This is a genomic window from Thalassospira sp. MBR-102, from assembly GCF_040549275.1.
Classification (GTDB): domain Bacteria; phylum Pseudomonadota; class Alphaproteobacteria; order Rhodospirillales; family Thalassospiraceae; genus Thalassospira; species Thalassospira xiamenensis.
Window position 1 is genome coordinate 473,091 of sequence record NZ_JBEPTC010000001.1, and the last position, 17,389, is coordinate 490,479.

The following is a 17,389-nucleotide window of genomic DNA, read 5'->3' on the forward strand; positions in this document are numbered from 1 at the left end:
CGGTTTGGCGAAAAATTACCGAATAATGGCATTTTGGCCACTATCGCAAAAAATGGCAATCGTTACGATCATCCCATCACCCATGATGATTGAAAACGGAGCCACCCGAATGAAAAGCCTGATCAATGAAATCAACCCCGCACCGTCGCATATTGCACGCGCCCATTTTGATGCGATGCTGCAATTTGAAACCGATTGCTGGGACACGCATGCAAGCCTGCAATCCGGGGCCGATGATTTCATTCTTGTCGATGTCCGGTCCCCCGCGCTGTATCACGGCGGCCATATTGAAGGCGCGATCAACATCCCGCACGGCAAGATGACCGAACGCCGCATGGCCGAATATCCCGCCGGTAAAACTTTTGTGGTTTATTGTGCCGGTCCGCATTGCAATGGTGCCAACAAGGCCGCCTGTCGGCTGGCCGCCCTTGGCCTGCCGGTCAAACTGATGATTGGCGGTGTGACCGGATGGATCGACGAGGGGTTCAACCTGACGGAACCGGTTGCCTGATCTGACGGTAACCATCGCTAATACTGGCCGACAGGATCGCTACCTGTCGGCCAATCCTATTCTTTGCCACCGGATCGCACCAATGACGTCATCACCAGTGCCATATGAAATCCGCACCGCAGTCCCTGATGATCTGCCCCGTCTGATTGACCTGATTGCCGATCACGCGGATTTTGAACGCCAGAAGGTCAATCGCGCCCATCTGGCCGAAAACCTGCCCCGATATCTGTTTGGCGCGGATGCCCGCCTGAGCGTGATGGTGGCGGGCAGGGGTGGGGAACTGGTCGGCTATGGTGCGGCCAGTATCGAATTTTCAACATGGAAGGCCGCCTGCTTCCTGCATCTGGATTGTCTTTACCTTGCGCCGCAAAGCCGTGGGGCCGGACTTGGCGCGCGGATGCTGGCCGCGTTTGAAAATCTCGCACGGCTGCAAAACCTTGGCTGGATGGAATGGCAAACGCCCGACTGGAATATCGATGCTGCCCGGTTTTATGAACGCAATGGGGCACGGGCCCTGCCAAAGCTGCGCTTTGCGAAAACGCTGTCTCACATCCCTAGCCGGTGATCGATTTCTTTAACGCGGCCATCAAATCATCATGCAATGCCAAATGCCCCGGCAGGATCGGGCCATCATCGCCGGTCGGTGAAATACCGGGTTCAATCCTGTTCCGGGCAAGATCGGGCAGCAGCTTTTCGGTCAGTTCAACCAGGGTGATCGCGGTCGGGACATAGCCGGTTTGCGCTATCTCGTTCCACGCAGCCGCATGGTCATGGCTAGCGAAAAACGGGCAATATCGGGTGCCATCATTGCCGGGGCACAACAGCCAGCCCTTGTCATAAAGCCCCCAAACCCCTTCCCACGCGATCACGCTTTCAATGAAGTAACGATAGCGCGCATCACGGGCATTGATGCTGTCTGATCCTGTAATGCTCATGACATCGGGGTCGGTTGCTGCCAGAAATCCCTGGGCGAGATGTCCTTGCCCGATATGCCGCGCGTCACAAACCGTTGTGCGCGCATGCGATCCGACCAGTGATCCGTCGAAAGCCCGGCCTTGCGTTTCAATTGTGCCATGAAATCCGCCGGATCGGGCAACTGTTCCCAGACTTGAGGCAGGAACAAGCCACGATGATTGCCATCCGACAGGATAATGCCATCCTCATGGGGCGTCAGTTTCGCGATCAGATCGGCCTCGCTTTCAAACGGAAAATCACGCGGTGGGGAGAGGACCGAGATCGATAATTCCAGATCGTCATTCAGTTCATCTTGGCGAAGGGCCGGAAAGCGCGGGTCGCCAAACCCGGCCTTAAACGCATTTTCACACAGATCCGTCGCCAGATCGCGATGCGCCATCACCGATCCGATGCAGCCGCGAAGCTGGCCAGATTTCTTTAACGTTACAAAGCACGCACCCGGTTGCAGAAGTTCGGGCGAAACCGATGCCGGATCAATGCGAAGCGGCCCGCCAGGCGTGATCCCGTGCCAGATCGATTGCCGCGCAAGATCGATCATCGTCGCCCCGTGATCGATCAGAAGCTTTTCGGTCATGCCGACAAAGCCGCCTGATGATTTGCTCGTCTTTTCATCCTCGCGCATGTCTTTTGATCCTGCATAAATCGCCCACGCGCCATAGCCGACAACGCGCGATTTATCGCCCGTCACATCGCCGGAATTACACATGCCAAGCGTCCTGATCCGCATGCCGCGCTTGCGGGCCGACATCAACATGCCCGCAACCGGCAACGCGCCACACGCATCCCCGCTTGTGATGCTTTCGGCGTCAAACCGTTCGATCATTGCGCGCGTATTGTCGTCGATGCGCCTGGCGGTATCGTAATCATGAAAATGCGACAGGTCCGATGAAATCACGATCAGGGTTTCCGGCCCGCCCCAAAGGGCCTCGATCACCTCATGCACCTGCCGTGCAGAACACCGGCTGACCAGCAGCGGCACAATGCCGATATCGGCATCTTCGCCAAACAATCGCTGGATAAACGGCAATTCGATCTCAAGCCCGTGTTCAAGCCGGTGCGCCTCGTCCAGAACCTGTACCTGCGGCCATGCAAGGGCCGCCTGCAACCCGGCAAGGTCGCAGGGCACATCGCCAAGCGGTGTGGCAAACCCGTCCGCCTTGGCAATCGCAATCCCCTGAAATGCCATGCGATGCGCCGGGCCAATGATCACGATCCGTTTGACCGTACCCTTTAACGCCCGAACGGTGGCAAAACCCAATCCGGCAATCGCGCCCGAAAACATCAGCCCGGCATGGGGCACAATGATCGCCTTGGGGATTGGCCTATCATTCTCCGTCTGGCTCTCGACCGCGGCATGGATCAACCCGTCAATCTCGCTGCGCAACATATCGGGTGCAGCGGGATAAAACGTTCCGGCAATGGCGGGCGGGCGGATAATCGTCATGACGCTTCCAATGATGGGCTTCCTTTGAAAAAGATAGCGATCAGGACTACACTTTGAAAGGACAAGCTAACAATCGTGAACCCGGTCAGGGTCCAAAGCGCCATGAATGTCACGACCCCGCAAATAGGAACCGTCCCCGGACGCTACTGGCACCATCTTGATGATGGCCGTATCCAGTGTGATGTCTGCCCGCGCTTTTGCAAGCTGAAGGACGGGCAGCGGGGCTTGTGCTTTGTCCGGGCGCGGGAAGGTGATCAGGTGGTTTTGACCACATGGGGGCGGTCATCGGGCTTTTGCATTGATCCGATCGAGAAAAAGCCGCTTAACCATTTCCTGCCTGGCACCCCGATCCTGTCATTTGGCACGGCGGGCTGCAATCTGACCTGCAAGTTCTGTCAGAATTACGAGATTTCCAAGGCGCGTGAAATGGACAGGCTGGGATCGCTTGCGACACCTGAAATGATCGCCAGAACGGCAAAGGAATATGGCTGCTCGGCGGTGGCATTCACCTATAATGATCCGGTGATCTTTCTGGAATATGCCGTTGATGTTGCGCAGGCCTGCCGCGAAATGGGCATTCGCACCGTCGCTGTCACGGCGGGATATATTGGCGATAAAGCCCGCGAGGAATTTTTCCGCCATATGGACGCGGCCAATGTCGACCTCAAGGGCTTTACCGAGGATTTCTATCACAAGCTTTGTTCCGCCCATCTGGCCGATGTTCTGGAAACCCTGAAATACCTTAAACATGAAACCGGTGTGTGGTTTGAACTGACCAATCTGGTGATCCCGGGCGAGAATGACAGCGACGCGGAATTTGATGAAATGACGTCATGGGTACATGATGAACTTGGCCCCGATGTGCCAATGCATTTCACCGCCTTTCATCCCGACTGGAAAATGATGGATCATCCGCGCACCCCGCCCGCGACCCTGATCCGGGCGCGCGAGATCGCGATGAAAAACGGCATTCGGTATGCTTATGTCGGCAATGTCCATGACAAGGCGGGATCAAGCACCTTTTGCCATCATTGCGGGCATATCCTGATCGGGCGGGACTGGTATCAGTTATCGGACTGGAACCTTGATGCGCAGGGGGCCTGCACCCATTGCGGCACCCATTGTGCGGGTGTGTTCCAACCCCGTCCCGGCACATGGGGGCCAAAGCGCCAGCCGGTGCGTCTGGCCGCGCCAACCGCGGGTTCGGCACCACCATCCTGACGGCGTTTTTGCTTCCATTTCGGGCAAAGCAGGCTAAATTGCCGCTAGTTTCGTTTGGACCCAAAATCACCCCATGAAAATCCGCAAAGCCAGTACCTCTGACGTCAGTGCCATTTTCGCCATCCGAAGCCGGGTGCGCGAAAACCATCTGTCCGTCGATCAACTGGCCGAACGCGGCATCACCAAGGCCGCCTTTGGCAAATGGATTGCTGATGGCTATGGCATGTGGGTGGCCGACCTGGATGGGGCGGCGGCGGGCTTTGCCATTGCCATCCCGCACGAGGCAACATTATGGGCGCTGTTTGTTGATCCCGATTTCGAAGGTCGCGGGGTGGGCAGGGCACTTTTGCGTGTGGCCGAGGAATGGCTGTTTGCCCAAGGCTGCAACGACATATCGCTGACCACCGATGCCGATCCCAAAATCCGCGCGCATGGCTTTTACGAAAGCCACGGCTGGCACTGCACCGGGGATGCGGATAAGGGGCAGGTTGAATACATCAAATCCAACCCGACCCTGTCGCTGTTTGATTTTGGTTAACGCCGTTCACTTTACCGGAATGCCGCGCGTTTTCTTCTGGCTTGGCCCGATCAGGATCGGCGCATAGCCAATCAGAAACGCCAGCCACCCGACCAGCCAGCACAGGGTCGCCGCCGCCAGAACCGGAAGGTAAGCATCCGGGAACTGCCCGACCAGAAGCCGCAGCACGGTCGACATCCACACCAACCCGAATGCCGCATTCAAGGCCCGGCTTGCGCGCAATTCCCGCCCGGTATGGCCAAGGGCTGCCCGCCCGCCAATCGCGATGATCATGCAGGCCATCGCCCCGCCGGTAAGCCCGTGCAGGGCATCACGCGCCGCAATCACGTCCGGCCAGATATGGGCGATGCCAAACGCCGCCAATCCGGCAGGCACCCAGAAATAGGCGAAATGCAACATCGCCACCAACGGATCGCGCAGCGTCAGGTGCCCGCGCCAGCGCGCCATGCGAAACCCGTGCAAGGTGGCGGTGATCAGCAACGCCACGCCAAAGATGACGCCATCCGTATCCACCATCCCGATTACGATGGTGATGGCAAGGGCGGCAAGGCACACGCCGTCAAAGCGCGTAAACATCACCGGCATCGTGGCATCCGGCCGTTCGCGTTGCAGCCAGTTGCGTGTAAAGGCCGGGATGATCCGCCCGCCAATCAGCGCGATCAGAAGCACGATCAGCAAAATTGCGCTTTGATAAATCACCATTGCATCAAGCGCGATCAGGCCAAGTGCGCTTGCAATAAACATCCCGTCAAAGGCGGTAATCGGCCCCAGAATACCAAGGATTTTAAGGTTGCGATAATTCCGACCCAGCACAAGCTCCCGCCCGGCAATCACGATAAGGGCGATGAAATAACCAAGCCCGCCAATGATGGTCAAGGCGGGCGGCAATGCCTCGCCAAAGCCAACCGCCAGCCGCGCGATAAGCCAGCACGCGGCAAGCACCATCAGCAATCCGCCCGCAACGCCGGGCCGCCCCGTCCAGTTGGCAATCGCGGTCAGCAGGAACCCGCCAATCGCCGCCCCGCCAAAGCCGAAAATCATTTCATGCCCGTGCCAAAGCGACGGCGTGCCAAGCGACGGCGTCGGTACGCCATGCGCCATCCCCGCCACCCACCAGACCACGGCCACCACCGCAATCAGCCCGGCAAACAGAAACATCGGGCGAAACGCGCCACTCCAGAATGGGTGCGGTGCGGGGGCGGGTTCGGATATCGAGATCGGCGTGGTTTTCGCATTCATCATGGCACCGTCAAACAAGCAGGGGACTAAGTTGGAACAGTTCCATCATAGGCCGCGATTGTGCGCCTGCCTTGACATTGAGCAATCGGCCAAAATCACCGTGGAAACACTTGGTCGGTCGTCATGGGCCTGTCATATCGGTAAAATCCCGCAGGTTTTTGAGCAATAAGCCTTTTCTTCGCCATTTAACGCGCTAGATTAGGGAAAGCATTCAAGCATCGGCGGGATTGCCGGTGCAGACACCACATATGCCCGAAACATGACAGGAGCCTTTTTCTCATGAAGATCACGTTCTCCGATCTCGCCATCCCGACCTCGGGCGCTGTGATCGCCTTTGCCACCGATGGCGGTGATCTGATGCCAAGTGCCGTGGCGCTGGACGAAGCAACCGGCGGCGCACTTGCCAAGGCGATCAAGGGATCGACCTTCAAGGGGAAAGCAGGGCAAAGCCTGCAGCTTCTGGCACCGGCCAATACCGATCTTTCACGCATCATCGTGTTCGGGATTGGCAAGGAAGCCGAATTTGACGTGATCGCCGCCCAGAAACTTGGCGGCAATGTCACCGTGCGCGCCCTTTCGACCGGCGAGAAGGATGTGACCGTCCTGTTTGACATGGAAGGCATGGCCTGTGATTTCGCCACCGGTGCGATGCTGCGCGATTATCGTTTCGATAAATACCGCACCACCGAAACCAAGGAAGATAAACCGGTCCTGAAATCCATTGCGATTGCCGCCCGCGATCATAAGGACGCCAAAAAACAGTTCGACAGTGCCAAAAAGGTTATCGAAGGCGTATTCTTCACCCGCGATCTGGTGTCTGAACCGGCCAATGTGCTGTATCCCGAAAGCTTCATGAAAGAAGTCAGCGCGCTTGAAAAGCTCGGTATCGAGATTGACGTGCTTGACGAAAAGGAAATGAAAAAGCTTGGCATGGGCGCACTTCTGGGCGTCTCGCAAGGTTCGGCGCACAAGCCCTATATGGTTGTCATGCGCTGGAACGGTGGCAAGAAAAAAGACGCACCGGTCGCGTTTGTTGGCAAGGGTGTGACCTTTGATACGGGCGGTATTTCGATTAAACCGGCTGCTGGCATGGAAGACATGAAATTCGATATGGGCGGGGCCGGTGTGGTTTCCGGCCTGATGAAGGCCCTGGCCGGGCGCAAGGCCAAGGCCAACGTGATCGGCGTCATCGGCCTTGTTGAAAATATGCCGTCAAGCACCGCACAGCGTCCGGGCGATGTTGTGACCTCCATGTCGGGGCAGACCATCGAAGTCATCAATACTGACGCCGAAGGCCGCCTTGTCCTGTGTGATGCCCTGACCTATGTGCAGGAAAAATATGATCCGAAACTGATCGTCGATCTGGCGACGCTTACCGGCGCGATCATCATTGCCCTTGGCCATGAAAATGCCGGGCTGTTTTCCAACAATGATGAATTGTCCACCCAGATCACCAATGCCGGTCTTGCAGTCAATGAAACCGTCTGGCGTCTGCCGCTGTCGAAGGCCTATGACAGCCAGCTTAAATCCGACATCGCCGATATGAAAAACGTTGGCGGCCGTCCGGCTGGCTCCATCACGGCGGCCCAGTTCCTGCAACGCTTCATCACCAAGGATCGCCCGTGGGCGCATCTTGATATCGCTGCCATGGCCTGGGCGACGAAGGATAGCGAAGTCACGCCAAAGGGCGGCACAGGCTATGGCGTGCGTCTGCTGGATCGCTTTGTGGCCGATAACTGTGAGTCCTGATTTCACGGCAGTTTGACCAGAAACTTGCGGGGCAGGGTGATGATCACCTTGCCCCGTTTTCATGTTCGCGATAGAAATCGTCCATGGCTGACATCTGGTTCTATCATCTGACCGCGTCCCCGCTGGAACGTGCATTGCCGACCCTGCTGTCCAAGACATTGGAGCGGGAAAAACGTGCTGTCGTCATGACCGGGACAGAGGAAAGGATCGAGGCGCTCAATACCCTGCTTTGGACCTATGACGCCGCAAGCTGGATGCCCCATGGATCGAAATCTGATGGTGATCCGGAAATGCAGCCGGTCTGGCTGACATCCGAGGATGAAAATCCCAACGGCGCACAGTTCCTGTTTCTGACCGACCGCGCGATAAGCGAAAAGATCGCCGATTATGAACGGGTCATCATGCTGTTTGACGACCGCGATCATGAGGCGGTGGCCGAGGCACGTACCCGATGGAAAGACTGGAAAGACGCCGGGCACAAGCTGTCTTACTGGCAGCAGACCCCGCAAGGGGCGTGGGAAAAGAAGGCCGAAAGCTGAGGGCTTCCGGCTTTTTGTTTGGTCTCCTGCTTCTGATCAGAACTGCTTGATCAGCAATATCCAGTTTTTACCGGGATTTTCCCAACCTTCCTTGACCATCGCGCGTTTGGCGCACTGGGTATAACCGTGCCGTTCATAAAGACGGATGGCACCGGGATTGCCGTCTGATGCGATGATGCTGATCGCCTGTTTTCCGGCATTGATCGCATTGCGTTCGGCCGCCCGGATTAGTTCTGATCCGACCCCGCGATTGCGAAACGGCGGAAACACCGCCAGCACATTGATGTACCAGCTTCCCGGTGCCAGGCTTTCAAGTTCAAGTAACGGCACAAACATCGCCGGTATTTCCGTCGGATCAATCGGATCAAACGTATCGGGCTGGGCATAATCAATCAGAGCACCCATCACCTGATGTTCGCCAAAGGCAAGCGTGGTATTGCGATAGGAAAATCCGCCTTCGTCGCGCCGGGCGCGTCGGCGCCCGACATCCCAGACGGTCTCGTCGCCATCGATCATGTCCTGCCACAGATAAACCGGCAGGCCTTCGCCCGCGATATTGATCAGCTTGGCCATGACATCGGCATCATTAACGCTTGCGCGCAGTAAATCCATTGGCGGTGTCGGGCGGTCGGTGTTCGATTGTGCCAATGGCCGCGCGGCTGGTTTAAAGCTCATATTCATTGCTCGTGTCCCTTTTCTTTGTCTTTGCGATCATCCCGCCGCCACAAGACGTGGCAGGGCATGTTTGGCCATGGCATGGACATGGCGATGATCGGTCCCGCAACAGCCGCCAATCACCGCAAGGTTCGGCAGCAATTCGGCCAGATCGCAATAAAGCCGCCCCAGTTCGTCCGGGTTGCCGTCGTCAAGATGTTCGCAGGCATCAAGTTCCGCATGGCTTTGGCGCGATGCATTGGCCCGAACACCACAAATGCGGTTCTTCCAGGCGTTGTTGCCGTCAAGCTTGTCGCGGAAATGGTCAGGGTGGGCGCAATTGATCATGTAATAAACCGGATAGGCACCGGTTTGCGCATCAACCATTTCAATCACGTCGCCAATGCCGTCACCGCTTGGCATTTGGCCATCGGTTTCAACGGTAATGGAAATCACGCAGGGCAAATCGGCATCCTTGCAGGCCAAGGCGATGCCAATCGCTTCTTCAGGGTAATTCATCGTGATCGCCGATACCATATCGACCGGCGTACCGGCAAAGGTGCGCACCTGAACCGCGTGATAGTCGCGTGCCTGCTGGGTGGTCATGCGGTCGGTCGGGCTATACCCATCGCCGCGTGGTCCGATGCAGCCACTAATCAGGCACGGGGTTTCGGCGCTCTGATACCGGTCGCGCAGATCGGCCATCATCCGGACCGACTTGTGGTTCATGTCGGCAAGTTCGACCGCACTGTAACCCATGCGCAGGCCCCAGTCGCTATTGGCGCGCCATGTCGGGCTTTCCAGCACAAAACCGACCTTGGCCTTACGTGCAATTTCAAGGTAGCGCGCGTAATAGTTGGCAACGCGATTGTAGCCGTCCTGTGTCTGCAAAAGATCAAATGATGCGAAATAGGGGATATCAATCCCGTCATGGAAAATCAGGGTGGTTTCAAGTCCGCCGTCGGTAATGAATTTGGTTGGCGCGAAAGGGGGCAGATGGGAATGGTGTGCGGTCATGACTTCAAATTTCACATTTTGGGGTTTCAAAAATTCTACCCGGACGCTATTCAAACCAGCGAAAGAGCAGGGGCCGAAGTCTCGCCCCGGTTGGGTTTTGCTTCTAGTAAGCATGCGGTGCAGTTTTTGAAATTACTGAAAACCTTTTTAAAACAATGGAATATCGGAACTGGTCGGCTTTCTGGCGCATTCGGGGTTATGCTGTGCGACGGAAAACTGTACCGCCGGTAGGGTAAAGTGATGAACCAGACGATTGATCAGACCGCCGATGCGGCATCAGAGCAGGCCAAGGGCAAGGGTGAGCGCACCCGCGACCGTATCCTCGAAATTGCCGAAAACTCTGTGCTGAACAAGGGATTTGGCGCAACCTCTATCGAGGAGCTCATCTGCGAGGCTGGCATCACCAAAAGCGGATTTTTCTATCACTTCAAGGATAAGAACGAACTGGCGCGCGCCCTTTTGCTGCGTCATATCGAACAGGATGAAAAGATTCTCGATCAGGTGTTTTTGCGCGGGCAGGAACTGGTTGATGATCCGCTGCAACAATTCCTGATCGGGCTTAAAATCCTTGCCGAACTGGTCGAAGATCTGCCGCAGGGTCACCCGGGATGCCTGATCGCGGTTTACTGTTATCAGGAACGGCTGTTTGACAATGAAGTCCGGCTTTTGAACCGGCAGGCGGTGCTGGGCTGGCGCACACGGTTCCGCGCCATTCTGGATCGGATCGTTGATGTTTATCCGCCCAACGAGCCGGTCGACCTTGATGAACTTGCCGACATGGTTTCAACCGTGGTGGAAGGTGGCATCGTGATGTCAAAGGCGCTTGGTCGCCCGCATATGCTTGCCAATCAGATCATGTTGCTACGCAGTTTCGTCAAATTGCTGTTTACCCGGCAACCGGTCTGATTTGATACGGGCTCAAGGCGTGCCGGTTTTGCCGCTACCACCAGTACCACCAGTGCTCATGACATCCTCAAACAGGATTTCCACCAGCGCCTTGGTGACGTCATTCTGGCTTAGTTTTCCGGCGGCCATTTCATTGATTGCCGGGAAACTGTCCGCCGACAGGGCAAACAGCTTTGTCTGGATTTCCGATGCGCGCACCGGCCAGTCCGGGTCAATTTGTGCCAGACCCAGCAACATTGCGCGTGCCATCTGATCGGCATCACCACTTTTGATCGCGTCCTGAACCTGCGGGATTTGCTTGGCCTCGGACACGGCAACGTCAAGTGTTGCCAAAAGATCGGCCAATGCCTTTGCCTGAATCTGAATATCCGTCACCGGGTAATTCTGTTCGATGTCGCGCAACGGGGCGACGGCGGCCGATGTGCCGTAGCTCGACAGATAGGCAATCGCTCCGCCCAACTGCCAGCTTTCCCACTTTTTCCACGAACCGGCTTTAAGGTCATCGATCATCGGCGTGGCGATGGTGCCGCCATATTGCCGGAAAATCTGGTCAATCGCCTGTGGGGCCGGGCGGCCTGTCACGCGGGTTGCTTCCTGCGTTGCAAGGGCGGCGATATCTTTCAGGGCCTGTTGATAGTCGCTTTGTGCCGTCATCGGAAAGCTCCCGTTTCATATGTCACGATATCACGCATCAACCGCTGTCCACCAGTTGGCATAGCGCACATTGCCAAACGCCGCCTGACCGTCATAGGGCGTGCGCAATTCGTTGGTGCCACAGTGAATTTCGCCAAGTGCAACGTGATAGTCATCCCAGTCATCAATGAAGTCGCAGGTGGGGCCATTGACAATGGCAGCGATTTTCTGGGTCAAATCACGTTCAAAAAGATCATATCCGTGATTGGGATTTGTATTGTCCTCGATCCACGGGCCGAAAGGCTTGGGAATCATCAGGCGGTCATTACCAACAAACATATTGGGCATGTCACCGGTCAAGGCACCGCACTGGAAGCCGCCCTGTTTGCCCGGATAGACGTTAAAGCCGTTATCCCGCCCGATTGTCCAGCCTGAAACCTTGTCTGCAAAGGTGAAATCACCGGGATTATAGCCTTCCGGGAAGAAGATGACCGGAACCTTGATGATATCGGTATCTACCAGATCGAATGCATTTTTCAGAACCGCGACATTTCTGGCGATAACTGTTTCAACCCCGCCAATGTTCCAGTCGCGCAGTTGCTTGTATGTGTAATTGCTGTGATCGCGTGGATTGGTCAAGGGTGCCGGGCCGTTGCCCAGAAAGGCATTGATGGTCGCGCCAACATTGGTCCCGTTGATCTGCAGGCTGGTATAATCAAAACGATTATGAACACCATCCCATGCCGCACGATTAAGCACATTTGCGGCACCATGTGCACCTTGGGCGGCCGTCATCAGGCGGTATGCCTCTGCCGGGCTTGCCACCAGAAGCTTCCATTTTTTGAAGGCACTGGCCGGATTGTTGTCGGGTACAAAGGTCATCATTTCATCGACATGACCAACCAGTAGCCAGTCCGTATCCAGAATGATCGGTGTTTGCATGTTCTGGGCGGCCATGAAGTCGCGGCTGCTGGCATCGACCCTGTGATACCGGTTATGGCCGTAATAAATCCGGCCGTATCGATATGCTGTGACGATGCCATTCGCCGTTTTCTGAACCGGTGGGGTTACGGCAATATTTCCACCCGAATTGGCCGAGGCAATGGCATCTGCGCTTCCCGCTGCCGGATAGGAAATGCCGACATTTGCATTCAGCAATGTCTCATACACCCAGTTTTGCAGGGGCCGCCAGCGGTGGGCCTTCATGAAAACATCCTTGTTTTCAACACCTGTTCCGTTACCGGGCCATGAACAGTGACCCGATACAATGGTGTCGCGCATCCAGCGGTCATCCCCGGCGGGAACGGTGCCCCCGCGATAGTTTGCCCATGCATTGCCGTTCAGATAAGGAACACCTGTTGGGGTTGCTGCGGCGGGATCGCCTACCGTGACCGGGATAACCGGATTGTCTGCACCGGCTGCCGCGCCAAGATCAACGCGAAACTGTGCATTGTTTGCGTTGGCGACATACATGCGGGCAACTGTTTGCAAATGGTGATTGCCGACCCACCGTGCTGCGACAACCCGGTCTGCATAAAGATAGCTTGGATTGCCTGCTCCTGTGACCTCGGGCTGGATCACATGCAAAACGATGCGGACTTGACCAGAGGTAAACCCGGTGCCGGCAAACCGGACGGCTTCAAGGGCAAAGAGTTTGGAAGCGCCGACATTGCCGGTTGTAATTGCTGCGATGTCCGTCGTTTCGGGACCAATGATTTCGGTGCTGTTATTCAGAATACCGTTGAATATCCGCAAATGTTGCCGGGCCGGGTTTTCACCCCCAGTCCCGATAACGCGCAGTTCCAAACCCCAACCGCCGGGTACAACAGGGGCACCTGCATTCGGGCCAAGTGCATTTCGCCGGATTTCAAGGCGGGAGGTGCCGGTCACCAGGTCATTGTTACCGTTTACCCGCTGATCCTGATTGTCGGCATAGCCGACAGCGGTGTTATTGCCATCGCGGTTGCAGTTAACCGGAATGATCGCACCAACACCCCCTGCGCCATATGTGATGGCGGGTGGTGTCACCTGATTAAGGATACCGGCATCATCCAGATTGCCGTCACGATTGCGGTCCGTGTGAAGCGTATACCAGACAACATCAAGATTTTTGGCATTGGTGGCATCACCATTCACGACAATACCCGGCTCGTCCACCGGGACGAACCCGGCTCCGCTAACCTTCAGCCGCCACGTACTATCCGCAATATCAAAAACATGCGAAACCGTGACATTTGGTGTCACAACCAGATCCTGTGTCTTTTGCGGATGGACATCGCTGGTGAGCGAGATGCGTACCGAGTTGAACGGATAAACTCCGGCGGGGGCAGTAAGCTGGACGGTGTAATTTGCCATGACGTCCTCAGCGGCTGGTAGGGGCGGGTGATGGGCTGTCATTCATCGCATCGGCCAACAGAAGCCGTGCCTGAAGCGCGTTGTTCAGAATGGCAATCCGGTCATCGATGGTGCCAAGCCCGGCATCCTTCAGGATTGCACTCGCCCACGGCTGGCTGGTGATGTCCGGGCCACCTGCGAATTGTATGGTGGCGTAATCGGTAATCCCGTCCGGCGTTTTAACGCCAAGCCTGATCGCGGCATCCCCGGCGGCCTTGCTGGCAACCGCCAGACTGTCGGCGTCATATCGGGCAACCGCATCGGGAATGGTGATCTGCAAATAACCGGGAAGCGATGCGATGACATCGTCAAGCGATGGTACCGGTGACGGGGTCGGGGATGGTGTTGGCGTCGGTGACGGTGTCGGCGTTGGTGTGGGTTGCGGTTTCGGGCCACAGGGCGAAGCTGGCAGGGCGGCAACGCTGCTGGCCTCTGCCGCCATCAGTTTCGCCACCTCTTCGGCAAAGCGTTTCTCGGCCTGAAGGCGGCTGGCAGCACTCGCATCGAATTTCTGTTTGCTCATGATGCTCAGCGTCTTGAGCCGTTCGGCATCCTGTGCGCCAAATGCCGCCAGAAGATTGCCAACCTGCGGGCCGGCATCGGCAATGCGTTGCGACAATGCCTTGGCGTCCTTGCCGCTACCTGCCGCAATCAGGGCATCGCCATCACGTGCAAGCTTCTGATCGTTGCTGATCTGCGCATTCAGGCTTTCAAGCTGCTTGGCGGTGCGAATGTCGATCCTGGTGCCGGTAATGGTCACACTGGTCGGGTATTGCGCCAGTGTTCGGGCAAGGTCGCTGATCCTGTCGGCATAGGCCATTTGTCCGGTCCCGCTTTGGTGAAGACGTCCTATGACGCCGACAGGCGGGGTTTGTGATGGGTGGGTTTAATACAAATATTCCCTGTTGATTATTTCGATCTCATGCAAGCCATGCGTAAATTGCATGTTGATGGGGATTGATGAATGACGTCCGGTTCGCTATACATGTCATATCGAACGCGCCGATTTGCTCCTCAGCTTGCGGGCGCGCTAAAAATGCGGCTAAAGCGAGAGGGCGTGCACGCTCCGACATGTACGACCGCCTCGGTTTCGCCGCGGCGGTTTTTTTATGTTCGGAAAAGGTTGGGATCCATGATCAGGCTCTCGAACGTCCAGAAGACCTATCCCGCACGGCGCGGAAGCCCGGCGCATACCGCGCTGCACGGCATCGATCTTGATATCGCGGCCGGTGAAATCGTGGGGGTGATCGGTCGGTCCGGTGCGGGAAAATCCACGCTTATTCGTTGCATCAACCTGCTTGAAGTCCCGACATCGGGCAGCGTGATTGTTGATGGCACCGATGTCACGCAACTGGCGAAACGCGATCTGCCGCTGTTTCGCCGTCAACTTGGCATGGTGTTCCAGCATTTCAATCTGCTGTCATCGCGCACGGTTTACGACAATATCGCCCTGCCGCTTGAACTGGCCGGGGCCAGCAAGGCCGACATTGCCGCGGCGGTTGATCCGTTGCTGCCGCTGGTCGGGCTAGAAGACAAACGCGACCGTTATCCCGCCGAACTTTCCGGCGGCCAGAAACAGCGTGTCGGCATTGCACGCGCCCTTTCAAGCAATCCCAAGGTCGTTCTGTGTGACGAGGTCACATCCGCCCTTGACCCGGAAACCACCCGCCAGATCCTCAGCCTCCTGCGTGACATCAATAAACGCCTTGGCCTGACCATGGTGGTGATCACCCATGAAATGGCGGTGGTCAAACAGCTTTGCGACCGCGTGGCGGTCATGGATGGCGGCGTGATTGTCGAGGAAGGCAAGGTTGACGCGATTTTCGCCAATCCGACCCACGCCACGACGCAATCGCTTCTGGCCGATGAATTCCTTGATTACCCGGCGCGGCCGAATGCGGCTGCGAACGCGACTGTCGATACAACCACCGGGCAGGAGGCTTAATCATGTTTGCAACACTTGCACCGATCCTGCTTCAAGCAACGCTTGAAACCTTTGCGATGGTGATATCCGCCCTTGCACTTGGCACGGCGTTTGGTCTGCCGCTTGGCGTTTTGCTGGCGACGTCTGGCCGGGGTGAACTGTTCGAAGCCCCGCTGTTTCAGAAATCCATCGGTCCGATTGTCAATGCGACCCGATCCGTGCCCTTCATCATTCTGGCCGTCGCGATCATTCCGTTCACCCGCCTGATTGTCGGGACATCGATTGGTACGTCGGCGGCTATCGTGCCACTGACCGTTGCGGCCATTCCGTTCATTGCCCGTATCATCGAAGGTGCGATCCGCGAAGTCGATGGTGGCCTTGTCGAAGCTGCCCAGGCGATGGGCGCCCGCCCGTTCCAGGTGGTGACCAAGGTGCTGCTGCCCGAAGCATTGCCCGGCATCATTCACGGCCTGACCTTAACCGCGGTCACCCTGATCGGGTATTCGGCGATGGTTGGCGCGGTGGGTGCCGGTGGCCTTGGCGATCTTGGCATTCGCTATGGTTATCAGCGTTTCCGCCCCGATGTGATGGCGGCGGTTGTCATAACCCTGATTGTGGTGGTGCAGATGGTGCAAAGCCTTGGCGACTGGATGGCGCGCAAGGCGGACAAGCGCAATATCTGAACCCGTTTTCGTTTCTTTATCTTCTTTGAATTCCCGCAAAACACCACAGTAAACAAGGAGTTTTACCATGCGGTTTCTGCTTAAACTGACGGCTGCTGCCGTTCTGACCGCCGCCCTGACCGGGCAGGCACTGGCGAACGAGAAAATCAAGATCGGCGTTACCCCCGGTGCGCACGAAGAAGTCATGGAAGAAGTCGTCAAAGTGGCGGCGACAAAGGGCCTTGATATCGAAATCGTCAGCTTCTCGGACTATGTCATTCCCAACCAGGCGCTTGATGATGGCGACCTTCAGGCCAACAGCTTCCAGCACAAGCCCTATCTTGATAACCAGATCAAGGATCGCGGTTATGACCTTTCGGTGGTCGGCTATAACATCCTGACCCCGATGGGCATCTATTCGGACAAGATCAAGGATCTGAGCGAGCTTAAAGACGGTGCCGAAGTCGGGATTCCGAACGACCCGACCAATGGCGGTCGTGCGCTTCTGGTCCTTCAGTCCGAAGGCCTGATCAAGGTTGATCCGGCGGTTGGCCTTGTCGTCAGCCCGCTTGATGTCATCGAAAACCCGAAAAACATCAAATTTGTCGAACTTGATGCGGCACAGCTTCCGCGTTCGCTGGCTGATCTCGATGCCTCGGCGATCAACACCAACTACGCGCTTGAAGCCGGTCTGAACCCGATCAAGGATTCAATCGCGATTGAAGGCAATGACAGCCCGTACGCCAACGTGATTGTCACCCGCACCCAGGACAAAGACGCGCCGTGGGTCAAAACGCTGGTTGAATCCTATCACGATGATGCGATCCGTGAATTCATCGAAACCAAATATGAAGGCTCGGTCCTGCCGGTTTTCAAAATTTCTGAATAATCCCCGCGATTATTCATAAAAAATTGCGCCCGCGCTCGGATCAGAGCGCGGGCGCTTTTGTTATGTGCAGGCATATGCACGATTTAACGCGGTT

At 56.5% G+C, this 17,389-nt stretch carries 17 protein-coding genes and 1 pseudogene; 10 read left to right on the top strand and 8 right to left on the bottom strand.

The genetic code is table 11. From position 1 onward, the window contains the following. Positions 1 to 109 precede the first annotated feature (109 nt). Both ABIE64_RS02360 and ABIE64_RS02365 read left to right on the top strand, forming a co-directional pair. Positions 110 to 511 (top strand): rhodanese-like domain-containing protein, encoded by a 402-nt coding sequence (locus tag ABIE64_RS02360; RefSeq protein WP_007091450.1) that lies wholly within the window; start codon positions 110 to 112, stop codon positions 509 to 511. A gap of 82 nt (positions 512 to 593) precedes the next feature. After that, positions 594 to 1,076, top strand: coding sequence for a GNAT family N-acetyltransferase (locus ABIE64_RS02365; protein ID WP_354376522.1), 483 nt, complete (start codon positions 594 to 596; stop codon positions 1,074 to 1,076). On the opposite strand, the gene ABIE64_RS02370 is transcribed toward ABIE64_RS02365, so the two are convergent. Together ABIE64_RS02370 and amrB are read right to left on the bottom strand one after the other, a co-directional pair. Then, on the bottom strand, positions 1,066 to 1,446 hold the full coding sequence (locus ABIE64_RS02370) for a DUF2750 domain-containing protein (RefSeq protein ID WP_354376523.1): 381 nt from the start codon (positions 1,444 to 1,446) through the stop codon (positions 1,066 to 1,068). The genes ABIE64_RS02365 and ABIE64_RS02370 overlap by 11 nt on opposite strands. Continuing rightward, on the bottom strand, positions 1,443 to 2,930 hold the full coding sequence (gene amrB, locus ABIE64_RS02375; protein ID WP_354376524.1) for an AmmeMemoRadiSam system protein B: 1,488 nt from the start codon (positions 2,928 to 2,930) through the stop codon (positions 1,443 to 1,445). The genes ABIE64_RS02370 and amrB overlap by 4 nt, the downstream gene beginning before the upstream one ends. A gap of 102 nt (positions 2,931 to 3,032) precedes the next feature. Here amrB and amrS point away from each other — a divergent pair, with 102 nt between their 5' ends. Continuing rightward, complete coding sequence (amrS, locus tag ABIE64_RS02380) at positions 3,033 to 4,151, top strand: AmmeMemoRadiSam system radical SAM enzyme (RefSeq protein ID WP_354376525.1); 1,119 nt, start codon at positions 3,033 to 3,035, stop codon at positions 4,149 to 4,151. 73 nt (positions 4,152 to 4,224) lie between these two features. Next, on the top strand, positions 4,225 to 4,689 hold the full coding sequence (locus ABIE64_RS02385; RefSeq protein WP_062958945.1) for a GNAT family N-acetyltransferase: 465 nt from the start codon (positions 4,225 to 4,227) through the stop codon (positions 4,687 to 4,689). A gap of 6 nt (positions 4,690 to 4,695) precedes the next feature. On the opposite strand, the gene ABIE64_RS02390 is transcribed toward ABIE64_RS02385, so the two are convergent. Further along, the gene (locus tag ABIE64_RS02390; protein WP_354376526.1) at positions 4,696 to 5,931 is read right to left on the bottom strand and encodes an NnrS family protein; all 1,236 of its coding nucleotides are present in this window, start codon (positions 5,929 to 5,931) and stop codon (positions 4,696 to 4,698) included. Positions 5,932 to 6,207: 276 nt separating this feature from the next. Between ABIE64_RS02390 and ABIE64_RS02395 the strand changes: the two genes are divergently transcribed. After that, on the top strand, positions 6,208 to 7,677 hold the full coding sequence (locus tag ABIE64_RS02395) for a leucyl aminopeptidase (protein WP_354376527.1): 1,470 nt from the start codon (positions 6,208 to 6,210) through the stop codon (positions 7,675 to 7,677). 83 nt (positions 7,678 to 7,760) lie between these two features. Then, the gene (locus tag ABIE64_RS02400; RefSeq protein ID WP_063093781.1) at positions 7,761 to 8,216 is read left to right on the top strand and encodes a DNA polymerase III subunit chi; all 456 of its coding nucleotides are present in this window, start codon (positions 7,761 to 7,763) and stop codon (positions 8,214 to 8,216) included. 36 nt (positions 8,217 to 8,252) lie between these two features. Here the strand turns inward: ABIE64_RS02400 and ABIE64_RS02405 are convergent, their stop codons facing one another. After that, entirely contained in the window at positions 8,253 to 8,891 is a 639-nt protein-coding gene (locus ABIE64_RS02405) for a GNAT family N-acetyltransferase (protein WP_354376528.1), read from the bottom strand. 36 nt (positions 8,892 to 8,927) lie between these two features. Beyond that, positions 8,928 to 9,887, bottom strand: a complete 960-nt coding sequence (locus tag ABIE64_RS02410) for a homocysteine S-methyltransferase family protein (protein ID WP_354376529.1) — start codon at positions 9,885 to 9,887, stop codon at positions 8,928 to 8,930. Positions 9,888 to 10,127: 240 nt separating this feature from the next. Between ABIE64_RS02410 and ABIE64_RS02415 the strand changes: the two genes are divergently transcribed. Continuing rightward, positions 10,128 to 10,793 carry a TetR/AcrR family transcriptional regulator gene (locus ABIE64_RS02415; protein ID WP_354376530.1) on the top strand — a complete coding sequence of 222 codons (666 nt, stop codon included), beginning with the start codon at positions 10,128 to 10,130 and terminating at the stop codon, positions 10,791 to 10,793. A gap of 12 nt (positions 10,794 to 10,805) precedes the next feature. On the opposite strand, the gene ABIE64_RS02420 is transcribed toward ABIE64_RS02415, so the two are convergent. Genes ABIE64_RS02420 through ABIE64_RS02430 form a run of 3 tightly spaced genes read right to left on the bottom strand, consistent with a single transcriptional unit; the run spans position 10,806 to position 14,640 of the window. Beyond that, on the bottom strand, positions 10,806 to 11,447 hold the full coding sequence (locus tag ABIE64_RS02420; RefSeq protein ID WP_341363633.1) for a hypothetical protein: 642 nt from the start codon (positions 11,445 to 11,447) through the stop codon (positions 10,806 to 10,808). Positions 11,448 to 11,477: 30 nt separating this feature from the next. Further along, positions 11,478 to 13,781: a protein-arginine deiminase family protein gene (locus ABIE64_RS02425; protein ID WP_354376531.1), complete on the bottom strand. Its 2,304-nt coding sequence runs from the start codon at positions 13,779 to 13,781 to the stop codon at positions 11,478 to 11,480. Between the two features lie 7 nt (positions 13,782 to 13,788). Beyond that, on the bottom strand, positions 13,789 to 14,640 hold the full coding sequence (locus ABIE64_RS02430) for a hypothetical protein (RefSeq protein ID WP_354376532.1): 852 nt from the start codon (positions 14,638 to 14,640) through the stop codon (positions 13,789 to 13,791). A 312-nt stretch (positions 14,641 to 14,952) separates the two neighbouring features. Here ABIE64_RS02430 and ABIE64_RS02435 point away from each other — a divergent pair. The 3 genes and pseudogenes from ABIE64_RS02435 to ABIE64_RS02445 form a co-directional block, all read left to right on the top strand. Further along, positions 14,953 to 15,681 (top strand): annotated as a pseudogene (locus ABIE64_RS02435) (methionine ABC transporter ATP-binding protein); the annotation flags it as partial. A gap of 86 nt (positions 15,682 to 15,767) precedes the next feature. Further along, entirely contained in the window at positions 15,768 to 16,427 is a 660-nt protein-coding gene (locus tag ABIE64_RS02440) for a methionine ABC transporter permease (RefSeq protein WP_007091436.1), read from the top strand. 67 nt (positions 16,428 to 16,494) lie between these two features. Next, positions 16,495 to 17,295, top strand: a complete 801-nt coding sequence (locus ABIE64_RS02445) for a MetQ/NlpA family ABC transporter substrate-binding protein (protein ID WP_007091435.1) — start codon at positions 16,495 to 16,497, stop codon at positions 17,293 to 17,295. Positions 17,296 to 17,389: the final 94 nt, after the last annotated feature.